This is a genomic window from Pseudomonas izuensis (genome assembly GCF_009861505.1).
GTDB classification, from domain to species: domain Bacteria; phylum Pseudomonadota; class Gammaproteobacteria; order Pseudomonadales; family Pseudomonadaceae; genus Aquipseudomonas; species Aquipseudomonas izuensis.
The window spans coordinates 1-14,391 of the sequence record NZ_WTFT01000006.1 but is presented as its reverse complement, the minus strand read 5'-3'; the positions used below and the strand labels follow the sequence as shown (position 1 = coordinate 14,391).

At 61.3% G+C, this 14,391-nt stretch carries 9 protein-coding genes; 4 read left to right on the top strand and 5 right to left on the bottom strand.

What is annotated here, in order from left to right:
- Nucleotides 1-640 precede the first annotated feature (640 nt).
- Nucleotides 641-4,516 carry an autotransporter outer membrane beta-barrel domain-containing protein gene (locus GPL81_RS05375; protein WP_160105590.1) on the top strand — a complete coding sequence of 1,292 codons (3,876 nt, stop codon included), beginning with the start codon at nt 641-643 and terminating at the stop codon, nt 4,514-4,516.
- A gap of 68 nt (nt 4,517-4,584) precedes the next feature.
- Here the strand turns inward: GPL81_RS05375 and GPL81_RS05370 are convergent, their stop codons facing one another.
- Entirely contained in the window at nt 4,585-6,045 is a 1,461-nt protein-coding gene (locus tag GPL81_RS05370; RefSeq protein WP_160105588.1) for an MFS transporter, read from the bottom strand.
- 215 nt (nt 6,046-6,260) lie between these two features.
- Between GPL81_RS05370 and GPL81_RS05365 the strand changes: the two genes are divergently transcribed.
- On the top strand, nt 6,261-7,205 hold the full coding sequence (locus GPL81_RS05365) for a SphA family protein (RefSeq protein ID WP_160105586.1): 945 nt from the start codon (nt 6,261-6,263) through the stop codon (nt 7,203-7,205).
- 5 nt (nt 7,206-7,210) lie between these two features.
- Here the strand turns inward: GPL81_RS05365 and GPL81_RS05360 are convergent, their stop codons facing one another.
- The 3 genes from GPL81_RS05360 to GPL81_RS05350 all read right to left on the bottom strand — a co-directional run bounded on the left by GPL81_RS05360 (nt 7,211) and on the right by GPL81_RS05350 (nt 9,939).
- Nucleotides 7,211-8,326 (bottom strand): CaiB/BaiF CoA transferase family protein, encoded by a 1,116-nt coding sequence (locus GPL81_RS05360; protein ID WP_160105584.1) that lies wholly within the window; start codon nt 8,324-8,326, stop codon nt 7,211-7,213.
- Between the two features lie 159 nt (nt 8,327-8,485).
- Nucleotides 8,486-9,142, bottom strand: a complete 657-nt coding sequence (locus GPL81_RS05355; protein WP_160105583.1) for a TetR/AcrR family transcriptional regulator — start codon at nt 9,140-9,142, stop codon at nt 8,486-8,488.
- A gap of 11 nt (nt 9,143-9,153) precedes the next feature.
- Nucleotides 9,154-9,939 carry an enoyl-CoA hydratase/isomerase family protein gene (locus tag GPL81_RS05350; protein WP_160105582.1) on the bottom strand — a complete coding sequence of 262 codons (786 nt, stop codon included), beginning with the start codon at nt 9,937-9,939 and terminating at the stop codon, nt 9,154-9,156.
- Nucleotides 9,940-10,082: 143 nt separating this feature from the next.
- On the opposite strand from GPL81_RS05350, the gene GPL81_RS05345 reads away from it, so the two are divergent.
- Nucleotides 10,083-11,225, top strand: coding sequence for an acyl-CoA dehydrogenase family protein (locus GPL81_RS05345; RefSeq protein WP_160105581.1), 1,143 nt, complete (start codon nt 10,083-10,085; stop codon nt 11,223-11,225).
- Nucleotides 11,222-12,343 carry an acyl-CoA dehydrogenase family protein gene (locus tag GPL81_RS05340; RefSeq protein WP_160105580.1) on the top strand — a complete coding sequence of 374 codons (1,122 nt, stop codon included), beginning with the start codon at nt 11,222-11,224 and terminating at the stop codon, nt 12,341-12,343. The genes GPL81_RS05345 and GPL81_RS05340 overlap by 4 nt, the downstream gene beginning before the upstream one ends.
- Nucleotides 12,344-12,674: 331 nt before the next feature.
- On the opposite strand, the gene GPL81_RS05335 is transcribed toward GPL81_RS05340, so the two are convergent.
- Nucleotides 12,675-14,027: a DUF1329 domain-containing protein gene (locus tag GPL81_RS05335; RefSeq protein WP_425502528.1), complete on the bottom strand. Its 1,353-nt coding sequence runs from the start codon at nt 14,025-14,027 to the stop codon at nt 12,675-12,677.
- Nucleotides 14,028-14,391 lie beyond the last annotated feature (364 nt).

Genomic DNA, 14,391 nt, shown 5'->3' with positions numbered 1-14,391 from the left:
ACTAAACTAAATGTCTCTTTATTGAGCTATAAAATAGAAACAGGCGTCAAATGCTGTCGCTGCCACTGTCGGCCAGCCTGCCAGCGACTGCACACCCCACCGATCCCGCCCCCCACCACGATGGAGTCATAAATATGTTCCAACTGCCCGCCCTCTATTTATTGTTGTTGGTGTGCAAGTTGTCCTGCCCGGCGTGAGGGCCGTTACGGAGCCTCGCGACAATGGTGTAAGCCAGCAGGAATTATCAGTACGGCCCGAATGCGCACCATTGTTCCTTCGAGCCATTCGACAAGGCTAATTTGTCGGTTGCTGGAGGTTTTTTCTTTTTTGCCAAAACCGGACTACGCTGCACAGGCGTTCGCTCAGTTTTACCGCGAAGCAAGGTCTGAATGTTTTGAAATAACCGTTCACTTTGCCTGAATGGAATACTCCGGCTGTTTAATCACACTCGTATATATGCCGTTTCCTTTTGTAGTGGTGGCCTGATGCGAGAATCGTCAACGGAGAGACGATTTCCATGCGCATGCCACTCAATAGAGATGCTCCCCTCCCCTGGCATCCAATCGATTCGAGACACCTCCCCGCCTTCACCACGGCGTTGCTCGTCATGTTGATGCTTCCATCAACAAGTGTGCCCGTCATGGCGCAGCCTGTCCCGGCCGGTACCAACTTGAATAGCCTGACACCGGTCAACGGCAGTGTCTGGGACCTGCAAGGCGATGAATTTCTGTCCAACGGCACCAGCATTTCATTCGCCAAGGCTTTGCCGGCAGGTCAGCCAGGACTGACCATCAACGGCGTTGGGGGCGGCAGCACCGTTACGCTGAATGACGGTGCCGGTCACTTCGGGTTCTTTTCCGGCACTGCAGCGACACTCAACCTGAGCAATGTCACCTTTGTGGGGGGCAATGAGGCCACTGGCGGGGCCATTTCCCTTGCAGGCGCGTTGACCGTTAATGGTGACCTCGCCGTCATTAACAATTCCGCGACCAACGGCAACGGTGGCGCCGTTGCAGTCAACAACGGAGGCATAACCGTTAACGGCAACCTTGTCGCCAATAACAACACCAGTGGTTCCGTGTCTCCCAACACCACAATAAAAGGCGGCGGCGCGATCTATGCGGGTGCCGGCGATGTCGTGGTAAGCGGCAATACAAGCTTGAACGCCAATAGCACCACCGCAACCAATTCAATCACGGGATCGGGCGCAGGCCCTGGTGGCGCCATCCGCGCGGCGAACGGTAACGTCCGACTGGCGACAGCCGGTGGCAACGTGACCCTGACCAATAACCTGTCATCCTCCAACGGAGGCGCGATCTTCGCGGCCGGCAGTACTGTGGGCAATGTTTCGCTGGGCGCGGCTGGCAGCACGCTGACGATTACCGGCAACTCGGCAGGATTCACGCCGGGCGGCGCGCAGGTTCCGGGAAATTCGAGTGGAGGTGCGATCTCCAACACAGCCGGGACGACGACATTGACCGGCAACAACATCCTCTTCGCCAACAACAAAGCCACCTCCAATGGCGGAGCGATTGCTTCGCTCGCGGTGAACGCCACCGGCAATGTGACCGCCACCAACAACACCCTGACCGGCGGCAACGGCGGTTTCATCAATGCGGGGGCCGGCGGCGTCACCGTTACAGGCACTTTCACGGCGAACAACAACATCGGAGCCACCTCAGGGGGCGTCATTTTCACGACCGGTGCCGTGCTCGTGACCGGTGATGTAAGCCTGGATAACAATATCGCCGCCAGTGTGTTCAACGGCCAGGGCAATGGCGGTGCGATTGCCGCTACGACCGCAGCCAGTAACGTCAGCCTGGCGACAACCAGCGGCAATGTGTCCATCACCAACAACAGAGGCTCGTGGAGCGGCGGCGGAATTATCTCCAACGGCAGCGTCGCCTTGGGCAACAGCAGCTCCCTGGTGACAATTACCGGCAACAAAGCCGGGTTCAAACCCGATGGCGCCCTGTTCGCGGGGTCCGTGGCGTTTGGCGGCGCGCTTCGGGTCTTCGGCACGACAACGCTCAACGGCACCGCCATCACCTTGTCCGATAACACTGCCTCGGCGAACGGTGGCGGTATCTATTCCAACAACGCAGTGACAATCAACGGCAATTTGACGGCCAACGGCAACACCGCTTTAGCCAATGGCAACACCGCGTTAGCCGATGGAACTGGAGGCGCGATCAACGCGCAAGCTGGCGGCGTCGCCGTGAATGGTAGCCTCAGCGCCAACAGAAACGTTGCCGGTATCGGCGGCGCCATCAATGCAGTGGCTGGCGACGTGACCGTCACGGGTGGAGTCGCTATGGACAGCAACATTGCAGGCAATGGCGCGGGAGGTGCGATCAATGCCGCCAGTGGCAATGTGAGCCTGGTGACTGTCGGCGGCAATGTCTCCTTGACGAACAACACCGCGTCCTCCAATGGCGGCGCGATTTCCGCGGCCGGCGCGATCACTATCGCCGGGCTCGACAATACGATTTCCAACAACCAGGCAACGCTCGACGGCGGCGCACTCTACTCCGTCGGCGCTTTTACCCTCACCGCAGGTGGGGCGACCGCGTTCAATGGTAACAGCGCCGGTGGCAAGGGCGGCGCGATCTGGGGCGGCAGTGACGTCACGCTTAACGCGACGGGTGGGGACATCAGTTTTTCGGGCAACAGTCACGTCGACCCACAGGCCAATGCGATCTACCTGAACAATACCGGTGGCGCGTCCACGACCACGTTCAATGCCCAGGCGGGCCGGACGATCACGTTCTTCGATCCGGTACAGAGCAACGCCGCCAATGGCTTGGTGTCTGTCCTGAAGACCGGTGACGGCCTGCTTTCATTTGATGCATCCCACTACAGCGCCGAAGTCGACCGCTGGTCTCAGCTCTACGCTGACACGCAGGTGCAGGCCGGTACTTTTGAAGTTTCCAATAACGCGATCTATGGGGTCCGCATGACCGATGTGTCAGGCACCACGCCCAGCAGCTTCGTGATCGCACCCGGTGCCACGTTGGCCGGTGGTGTCGCGGGCACGGTACGCGCCGACCAGTTCATCCTGGGCGACAACTCAACGCTCAATATCGCCGGCCGGCAGCCCACCCTCCGTGGGACGTTCACGATTGACAGTGCCAGTGCGACCTTCAATCCAGGCAGTCAGGTACTGTTCAATACGCGCCTCAACGACGGTGTCGTACAGGACACTGACGTGCTGGTGCTCAATCACGCGGCAACCAGTGGCACGGCCTCGCTGCGGGTCACCAATGCGGGGGGCCTCGGCGCGGTGACAGTTGGCAATGGCATCAAGGTTGTCGACGCAATCAACGGTGCAAACACAACGGCCAGCACTTTCACCCTGGCTGGCCCGGTTTACGCCGGCCCCTACGAATACACCTTGCATCGCTCCAGCGTGGATAACAGCAATGAACAGGCCTGGTACCTTCGTTCGACGGTTGAACCCGAGCCGCCGACGCCACCTGAACCAACGCCACCTGATCCCCCTCCTCCACCGGTGCCCAATTATCGGCCGCAAACTTCGCTCTATACCGCAGTCCCGGCCCTGGCGCTGGTCTACACCCGGACCCTCGTCGACACACTGCATGAGCGGGTCGGTGAAGAGCGCTTGAATCAAGGAGAGCCTCGGGCCGCCGATGTCGAACAGACCTACGGCCCTTCGCTGGGCTGGGGCCGGATGATTTATCGAAGCGGCGAACAGGACGGTTCGAAGAGCATTCTCGGCAATACCCCCGGGTACAACTACGACCTGACCGCCTTTCAGGTCGGTGTGGATCTGTACCGTAATGTAAGACCCGATGGCAGTCATGAGCAGGCCGGAGTGTCGTTGGCGGTAGGCAACATCGACGGCGGGGTCAGCCACTACACCGGCAACAATGCCGGCGATGATACGTTGCGTGCTTACAGTCTCGGAGGCTACTGGACTCACTTTGGACAAGCCGGCTGGTACCTGGACGGTGTGTTGCAACTGCACCGGTTCAACATCGAGGCCAAGCCGACCGACATCAACAAGTTGAAGACCGATGGCTGGGGCTATAGTGCATCAGTGGAGGCCGGTTATCCGTTTGAAATGAAGCAAGATCTGTATGTCGAGCCCCAGGCGCAGGTGATCTACAGTTCGATCGATCTGGATGACAGCGACGATTTGGCCGCGAACGTTCGCTTCGAGGATGTGGACTCGCTCATTGGCCGGCTTGGAGTACGCATTGCCAAAGACTGGGTGACGGCGGGCTCGGACAATACTGTGCGGCGCACCAACGCCTGGGTGCGGCCCAGCGTGTGGCACGAGTTCAAAGGGCAACCGAAGACCGAGTTTTCCTCACAGAACGGCTTCGTGCCATTTGAAGCGGACATCGGCGGTACTTGGGGCGAAGTGAATGTGGGTGTCGACTACCAGGCCAATGCTCGTACGACGTTCACGGTATCGACCGGGTATCGGCAAGCGTTCGACGGCGACAGCCACGGGTACGATGGGATGCTCGGCGTGAAGGTCGCATTCTGACGAGTGAATGGTCTGTTTCGGCAGGCTGTTGGCTGAATGGCTGCAAGCAGATCGGCCAACAGTCCAGCTCAATCCTCAGCCTGCGACAAAGGCCTGGCCACCTGCTCCAACCCTCGACGCTCCGCCGCCACGCCCCAAATTGCCTGCACCAGCGCCGCCACACACATCAGCGCAGCGCCTGTCAGATAACCGATCAATAGACTGCTGCGCTGCTGGGTCTGGATAAGTTGACCGAACAGCGTCGGCCCGATGATACCGCCCAGGCCAGTGCCAAACGCGTAAAACACGGCGATGGCCAAGGCGCGGATTTCCAGGGGGAAGGTTTCTGACACGGTCAGGTAGGCGGAACTGGCCGCGGCCGATGCGAAAAAGAAGATCACCATCCACGCCGCGGCTTGCTGGGTGACGTCCAGCCAGCTCTGCTGGAAGGCATAGCCAGACAGCGCCAGCAATATTCCGGACGTGGCGTAGGTGAGGCTGATCATCACCCTTCGGCCGATCACGTCAAACAGGCGCCCCAACAGCAGCGGCCCGCAAAAATTACCCAGTGCCAGGGGTAATACGTACCAACCGACATGCTCGGCGGGCACCTGGTAAAAATCGGTGAGCACCAGCGCGTAAGTGAAGAAGATCGCATTGTAAAAGAAGGCTTGTGCGGTCAGCAGGGTCAGCCCCACCAGCGCCCTGCGCCTGAATCTGATGAACAGGGTATGGAAGACCTCCGCCAGCGGCGTATGGTCCCGCGCGTGCAGACGCAGCGGTTTGCTGGTCACCGCCGGCAGTTCATGGCCTTGCTCGCGCAGACGCGCTTCGATGTCTTCGACGATGCGTCGCGCCTCCTCGTGCTGACCATGGATCAGCAACCAGCGCGGGCTTTCCGGCAGCCACAAACGCATGACCAGGATCAACAGGCCCAACACTGCACCGATGCCGAAGCACAGGCGCCAGCCCAGGTCGCCGCCGACCACGTGCGGGTCAAGCAGGACGATGGCCCCGCCGGCCCCAAGCGCTGCGCCCAGCCAGAATGTACCGTTGATGGTCAGGTCGACCCAGCCGCGATAGCGAACCGGGGTGAACTCCTGGATGGTCGAATTGATCGCCGTGTATTCGCCGCCGATGCCCATGCCCGTGAGGAAACGCAACAGCAGAAAGCTGTCCAGGTTGAAAGAGAACGCCGTCGCCGCGGTGGCGCCCACATACAGCCATAACGTCACGAAGAACAGCTTGCGCCGCCCCAGACGGTCGGTCAGCCAGCCGAATACCAAGGCACCGAGCACGGCGCCGGCGATGTAGATGCCGCCGGCCAGGCCAATATCGACATTGCTCATGTGCAGTTCGGGGCTGTTTTTCAGCGCACCTGACACCGAGCCGGCCAGGGTCACTTCCAGGCCGTCGAGCAACCAGGTGATGCCCAGCGCGCACACCAGCAGGGTGTGAAAACGGCCCCACGGCAAGCGGTCCAGGCGTGCAGGAAGATGGGTTTCGAATATCGTGCCGGGCTCGCGGCCATGCAGCTGTAGGTGGGTCATTGCTACATCACTGTCATGCAGTGCCTTGTGAGTTAGGAGTCAGCCCCTGGGGCGTGAGTTCAAAATACGTGGCTGACCTGAGTGCAGGATTCGGCCTTGGGGTGGTGACTGCTGAAGGGAAAAAAAAGCAGCGTCCAATCAATGGTTTTTTGGGTAGGAGCTACTCTTTAGGGCGCACTGTCAGGATGCAGGCTTTCCGAGAATCGAGGATCTGGATGAATTCAAGAACAAAACATGCATTGGGTTTGGCCGTCTTGTTGCCAGCCGCGCTGGTCCAGGCCGATGACGGCGGCATCAGTTTCTGGCTACCGGGCCAGTTCGGGGCGTTGGCCGCGGCGCCTAGCGAACCTGGCTGGAGCATGCCGCTGGTTTACTATCACGTCAGCGCCAAGGACGACGCCAACAAAGGCGTTCCACGCGGTGGACGGACCACGTTCGGCCTTGATGCCACAGCGGACCTGCTGTTCGCCTTCCCCACCTACACCTTTGCCGAACCGTTGCTCGGCGCCCAGGCCGCCATTGCAGTGGGCACTGCGGTGGCGCGCTCCGAAGCCAGTGTCGATGTCACACTGACCGGGCCACGGGGCCGGGCCTTTTCCGGCGGCACGGACGACACGTTGAAGGGGGCCAGCGACCTGCTTTATCTGGGCACGTTGAAATGGAACCATGGGGTTCACAATTTCATGGCCTACACGATGGGCAACGTTCCGGTCGGCGCGTACGACCCCGATCGCCTGGTCAATATCGGCCTGGGTCATGCGTCCCTGGATGCGGGGGGTGGCTACACCTATTTCGACAAGAAAAACGAGTTCTCAGCCGTCGCGGGCATGACCTACAACTGGGAAAACACCGACACCGACTATCAGAACGGGATCGACGCTCACCTGGATTTGAGTGCCTCGCACTTCATCACCGACCAGACCCACCTGGGCCTGGTCGGCTACGTCTACCATCAGGTCACGGGCGATAGCGGAAGCGGCGCTACCTTTGGTGACTTCAAATCCCGGGTCAATGGCATCGGCCCCCAGATCGGGCATTTCTTCAAGGTGGGTAAAGATCTCTGGTACGCCAACCTCAAGGGCTACGACGAGTTTGATGCCAAGAATCGACCGGAGGGCTGGAACGTCTGGCTTACCGTGGTCGTTCCCCTGTCCGAATAGTTCACCTACGACCGCCAGAGGCCGGCAAGGTCCCGGGCTCCGAGCGCGTCCATGACCTGGGCGGTGTGCGCGCCACGGGTGGGGATCGCGCCGGGGGTGATCCGTTGGCCGTCGAAACGCGGTGCCGGGCTGGCTTGCAGCATGCCATCGCGTTCGAAATACACGCCCCGCTCCACCATGTGCCGGTGCCGGGAGGCTTTACGCGGGCTCAATACCGGGGCAAAGCACACGTCGGTGCCTTCCAGCAGATCACACCAGTGCTCACGCGGCTGGCTGGCAAATAGATCGGCCAACAGGCCACGCAGCTCGTCCCAGCGTTTCATGTCCCATTGTTTGGCGAACCGTGAATCGTCCTGCAAACCGAGCTTTTGCATGAGCAACGCATAGAACTGCGGCTCCATCGAACCGAGGGCCACGTACTGATCGTCGGCGCAACGATAGGTGGCATAGAAATGCGAGCCATCGTGAACGCTTTTGCCACGCTCCTCCTGCAGCAAACCCCGGCGGGACAGAGACATCATCAGCTGCATCATGTGTGCCGAGCCGTCGACGATGGCCGCATCGACCACGGTGCCTTTACCCGTCTGCCGTGCACTGAGGATACCGGCCAGCAAACCGATGGCCAGGTACAGTGCCCCGCCACCGACATCACCAATCAGGGTGATCGGCGACGAGGGGGCCTCCCCGGCTGTGCCGCAGTGATAAAGGGCGCCGGACAAGGCAATGTAGTTATTGTCATGGCCGGCAGCACTGGCCATCGGACCGCTCTGCCCCCATCCCGTCATGCGCCCGTAGACCAGCCGCGGATTGCGCGCCTGGCACGCCTGCGGACCAAGCCCCAGTCGCTCCATGACCCCGGGGCGCATGCCCTCGATGACAGCGTCGGCGCTTTCGAGGAGTTTCAACACCGCTTCACGCCCTTCAGGGCTCTTCAGGTCGGCCACCACCGAACGCTTGCCACGGTTCAACGGGTTGTCCGGGGCATTGGCCTGGCCGGTGATCGACACGGACTCTGCGCGCTCGACCGCGATGACATCCGCGCCCAGATCGGCCAGGTGCATGGCACAGAATGGGCCTGGGCCGATTCCGCAGATTTCTACGATTCTGATACCTGACAGCATGTTTTTTCCTCAATGGGTCCTGGCCTGACAACAGGCATCCATCGCCCCTGCCGTGACTTGCAGGTAGGCGAACCAAGAGGAGCACGCTAACAAAGACCCCTGCTAAAACCCGCCACCCGCCATGGGTGGCCGGGTCAAGGTCCGGTTCCAGCTCGGGGATCAAACGTGAGCAGGTGGCAAGGTTGCCAATGCATGTTCGATGAACATCAGCAACTGCGTGCGCAGCAGCTTCAAGTCAATGCCCGTAGGGTCCAGCAGGAATTGCAGCATCATCCCGCGCAATGTGCCCAGGATCAGTAGCGCACTGGCCATCGGATCGACCTGTGCGCGGATCTCACCCGTGTCGATGCCTTCGCGAATGTATCCGGCCAGGTGTTCCATGACCGAGTGGTTGTATTCGGCGAGGATCTGCACGGTTTCCGAGTCCTGGGTCACGGCTTCCGACATCAGTGCCAGCAGCGCACGGGTATTCACCCAATCGCCATCCGGGCGCGACAGATAAGTACTGACGAAGCCCTTGAGTGCATCCAGTCCGGGGCGCCATTGTGGCGACCGGGCTTCGACCAGCTCCATGAACGTGGCATTGACGAAACCCGCCAGGGCGCGCAGCAGTCCGGCCTTGTTACCGAAATGATGGGTGGCCAGGCCGCGGCTGTAGCCGGCCTCCTCGCCGACCTCTGACAACGTCATGCCCACCCAGCCCTTGCGTGCGACGATCTGCCGGGCAGCGATCAGCAGGCGTTGCTCCGCCTCGGCGCGGCGCTCGATCTGGGTCCGACGCGCCGTCGGCTGGGTGGGTTTTTCAACGGGTTCCATCGGGCAATTCCTTACTGACCTGAAAAAACGGGGGTGCGGCGTTCGGCCATGGCACGGGTGCCTTCGGCAAAATCGGCGCTGACAATCTGCCACTCCTGCTCGGACGCTTCGCGGTCAATGACCTGGTCAACCGCATCCGCCAGGCCCATGCGCAGGGTTTCACGGCTGGACATGACCGCCCTCGGTGCCGAAGCGGCAATTTCCTCGGCCAGCTCGCGGGCCATTTGGCGCTCCTGACCCGGCTCGGCAAGCACATCGGCCAAGCCGATCCGCACCGCCTCACAGCCATCGATCCGCCGCCCGGTGGCAATCAACAGCGCCGCCATTTGCGGGCCGACCAGACGCGGCATGGTAACCGAAATCCCAAAGCCCTGATGAATGCCCAAGCGATTGAAATTGGCGCAGAAACGGGCCTTTGCGCTGGTTACCCGGAAATCCGCGACCAGCGCCAGACCCAGTCCACCGCCGATGGCCGCGCCCTCTACCACGCAGATCATGGGCTTGCGCGTGCGAAACAGGCGCACGGCGGACTTGTACACGCGGCGAGGGAATTGCGGGTCGCACTGCTCCGCCCCGGAGAAGTCCGCCCCCGCGCAAAACACCTTGCCTTCTGCCTGCAGGATGACCACCCGGCACTGGGGCTGCTCATCGAGGTGTTGCAGGGCATCGGCCAGGTCATTGATCAGTTCGGCATCAAAAAAATTATGGGGCGGACGACTGAAACTCAGGGTCGCGACGTGGCCGTCGAGGTCCAGTGACAGGCCGCGGCCGGGGATGAATGAAGTGGTTGTCGACATGAAAGCTCCATCAAGGGGGGACGATTTTCCGGGTGGCGGGTGGCTTGATCGCTGCCGGGGTTGCTGCTAGCTTATTTACTTGTTGTCCGTTCAGCAAGTTAGAAAATCAACCACCCTACCCCTTTCCACACGAGCAAAAAGCCATGCAGGCACTCGATATTCGTCCCTGTCACCTGGACGCCGACGCACAGGCTTTACGCGCCGAAGTGCGCGAGTTTGTCGCCCAGACACTGAAGGACTACCCGGCCCACGAACGCGCCAAAAACTGGAACGGCGCCGATCCCGCGTTCAGCCGCAAACTGGGCGAGCGTGGCTGGCTGGGCATGACCTGGCCCAAGCGCTATGGCGGACACGAACGCAGTGCCCTGGAGCGCTACGTGGTGCTCGAAGAGCTGTTGGCCGCCGGCGCACCGGTCAATGCCCACTGGATCGCCGAGCGTCAGTCCGGCCCGCTATTGATGAAGTTTTCCCCCGACGTGCTGGCGCCCAGGCTGTTGCCTGCCATTGCCCGTGGCGAGCTGTTGTTCTGCATTGGCATGAGCGAACCGAACGTGGGTTCCGACCTGGCGTCGGTGCAGACCCGCGCCGTGAAGACCGAGGGCGGCTGGATCGTCAACGGCAGCAAGGTCTGGACCACCGGTGCCCATCGCAGCCACTACATGGTCACGCTGCTGCGCACCGGACCGAAGGACGACAAGAATCGGCACGCGGGCCTGTCGCAACTGTTGATCGACCTGCAGGCCACTGGCGTCACGGTCCGCCCGATCTACAACATGCTTGGCGAGCACGACTTCAATGAGGTGTTTCTCGATAACGTCTTTGTGCCGGACGATTTTGTCATCGGTCAGCCAGGCGATGGCTGGAAGCAAGTCGGCGCTGAACTGGCGCTGGAGCGCAGCGGCCCGGAACGTTATCTGAGCTGCACGCAGTTGTACCTGGAAATGCTCGACGCCGCCGCCCCGCAGAACAGTCGCCACGCGGTCAGCCTGGGCCGGGTCGCGGCGCGCTATGCGGCGCTGCGACAAATGTCGCTGGGGGTCGCCGGCATGCTCGCTCGCGGTGACAACCCCGCGACGCCGGCGGCGCTGGTGAAAGACCAGGGTGCCCTGCTGGAGCAATCCCTGCCCGACCTTGCCCACGACCTGTTTGGCGGTGAACGCCAACCCGGCTCCCGACTCGACCAGGTGATGCGTTACCTGACCCAGACCGCCCCGTCGTTTTCCCTGCGTGGCGGCACCCGCGAAATTCTTCGCGGCATCATTGCCAGAGGATTAGGACTGCGATGAACCAGGCACTCAATTATCAAGCGGTGGACGACAGCGCCCCCTCGGAACTGCAATCGATGATTGCCGACAGCGTCGAGCGCCTGTTCGCCGAACAGATCACCCCGCAGGTACTGGCACGTTTCGACGCCGGGCACGGGGCAACGGCGTTGTGGCAACAGGTGGCCGATCTCGGCCTGCCCGGCGCCCTGATGCCTGAGGAAGCAGGTGGCAGCGCGGCCAGTTGGCTGGACGTCAGCCCGGTATTGCGCGCCATTGGTTATTGGAACGCGCCACTGGCCTTGAGCGAAACCATGCTCGCCTCGCTGCTGCTGTCCCGGGCGGGTCTGCACGTGCCGCAAGGTCCGATCACGCTGATTCAGACCGGTCACCTGGGCGACCTGCGTTTGGCCGACGACGGCTACCTGAACGGTCGCGCCTTCAACGTACCCTGGGCACGCAGCTGTCGTTGGGCAGCGGTGGCCGATGCTGCCGGACAGGTGGCGCTGGTCGATCTTTGTCAGGCACCGGTCAGCGTGGAAACCGGTAGCAATTTCGCTGGCGAGGAGCGCGACACCCTGCACTTCACCCATGCTCCCGCTCAGGCGGTCGGTGTACTGCGGGTGGCCGATGTGGAGGAACCTGTGTGGCTGTTCGGTGCGTTGATGCGTGCCTGCATGTTGGTCGGCGCGCTGGAGTCGAGTCTGGACAAGGCCGTCGGTTACGCCAATGAACGCGCACAGTTCGGCAAGGCCATCGGCAAGTTCCAGGCGATCCAGCAGCAACTTGCGCAAATGGCCGGTGCCATCGGTGCCGCGCGCATGGCCACGCAAGTCGCGTTGCGCAGTGCCTGCGAGGCGTTTCAGGCCGAGCCTGGCGCCCGAAGCAGTGTGTCGTTCGATGTGGCCGTCGCCAAAGTCTGCGCCGGCGAAGCCGCGACCCTGGCCACCTCCGTCGCCCATCAGGTTCACGGTGCGATCGGCTTCACCCACGAGCACACCCTGCACTTCACGACCCGTCGCTTGTGGTCCTGGCGCGATGAATTCGGCAGCGATGCGCAGTGGGCCGAAATCCTCGGCCAGGCAGCGATTACGGCGGGTGGCGCAGGGTTCTGGGCTGGATTGACGCAGCGCAACCTCTGACAAGACGGTCATTGCAGGCGCTGGCTTGCCAGCTCCCACAGGAGGCGCGTGTTTTTATACGGCATGTGCGCATTGCTTTTGTAGGAGCTGGCTTGCCAGCGAAAGCGGAGCATCCGTCAGCATTGATGTTGGCCCTGCCGCCGTCTTCGCTGGCAAGCCAGCTCCTACAGGGGGCGCGTGTATTTATCGGGCATGTGCGCAGTTCATTTGTAGGAGCTGGCTTGCCAGCGAAAGCGGAGCATCAGTCAGCATTGATGTTGACCCTGCCGCCGTCTTCGCTGGCAAGCCAGCTCCCACAGGTCGGTTCCTTTTTTTTTCGCGCACAGCGGTATCAGCGTACGCCGGCACCCGCCAGGCTATCGGACGTCCAGCCGTTGTCGGGACTCAATTTGTCCATGACCTGCACGCCACCTTTGCCTGGCCATACGTTGATGTAGTACGTGCCGGCGATCAGGTCGTAGTGGCCGCCCGGCGAGTTGTTGATCGCGCCGACGTCATACATGGCGGTCATGTAGCTGAAGCCGGGGCGCCACAGTTGGCCGCGGCCGTCGTACTGATCCACCGCCAGCGCGGTCCAGCTGTCTTCGTCGATGTAGAAGGTGCGCTTGGAATAGACGTGGCGCTGGCCTTCCTTGAGCGTCGCCTCCACGACCCACACGCGGTGACGTTCCCAGCGAACCAGGTCGGGGTTGATGAACTTCGGCCCGAACACGTTCTGGGGATCTTCGGCATAACTGAAACGGTAGGTGTTGTAGGGAACGTACATTTCCTTCTTGCCGACCAGCTTCCAGTCGAAACGGTCAAGCCTGCCGTTGAACAGGTAGATGTCATCGACCGTGGACATGCCGGAGGTACTGGCGTTCGGCGTGTCGTAGGCCAGGTCAGGGGCCAGGCGCACGCGGCGTTGGCCAGGCAGGTACTGGAAAGCACGACGACCCTTTTCGGTATCGATGCTCTCGAACGTCATCACGGCTTCGCCGGCGCGTCGTGCCGGGCCTGTGTAGTTGGCGCGAGCGCGGGTGATGATGGTGGGGTCTTCGGCCTTGGTGGTGTCGTAGTACGGACTTTCCAATACCCATCGCCCCTCGGTCGAGACCACGAGCTTGCCGGCTGCATCCACGTTGTAGGCGCCATACTTAGGTGCGGTGTAGCTCATGCCCTGATAGCGGGTCAAGTGGTTGAACATGACCTCGATGCCCCGCTTGGGAATCGGGAAAGGAACACCGGCGCGTGCGTTCTGCAGGTTTTGGTCATTGTTGGTCAACTGCGCCCGGGTCGCATTTTTCAGCGTGTTGTCCAGCACGAATTGTGGGTAACCCACAGTACGATGCGAGGGATAGACGTCGATGCGAAATCCCGGCCGGGTCTTGATCAGCGCCTTGGCACCTTCGGTGAGTTTGTCCGCGTAAGTGTCGACGTTCGAGGCGTCGATAGAGAACAGCGGCTTTTCACTGGCGAACGGATCAGGCCGGATGCCCTTGGCCTTGTCGAAACCCGGCGGCGGGGTATGTAGCCCGCCGGTGTAGGCAGGGATGGTGCCGTCGGCGTTACCGGCCATTTCCGCACCCACCGGTGTCAATGTCGTGCCCAGTTGTTTGGCTTCCTGCTCTGTCACTGCTGCATGGAGCACGCCTGCGTGTGCGGCCAGCAGGCCGACCGCAATCAGAGTTCTTGTCAGTTTAATCATGTCTCCAACCTCTGGGATGGTGGTTTGAGCGTCTTCTAAAGCGCGCCCTGCCCTTCAGGGAACGAAACATTCTCGTCCGATCCGGGTAGTGTTTTTTTAACCAACCCACCCCTCCCTTCGCCCCCCCCTTATTGGTTTGGCAAGGGAGGGGTACCCCGTTACCCGATTGGAAACTCAAACGCCACGCGGCCACGGAATTCGCGTGGCGGTTGTGCGCGAGGCTTTGTATGGGTTACCGGTTCAGGCGAATAAGACTAGAATGGGCTCCGCCACGCGACTCGGGTTGGGGGCACCCTCGATTTTCAACGGCATTTCATAGGGTATCTGAGCGCCGGTGCCTTTCCGCGGTTCAAAGGACTTG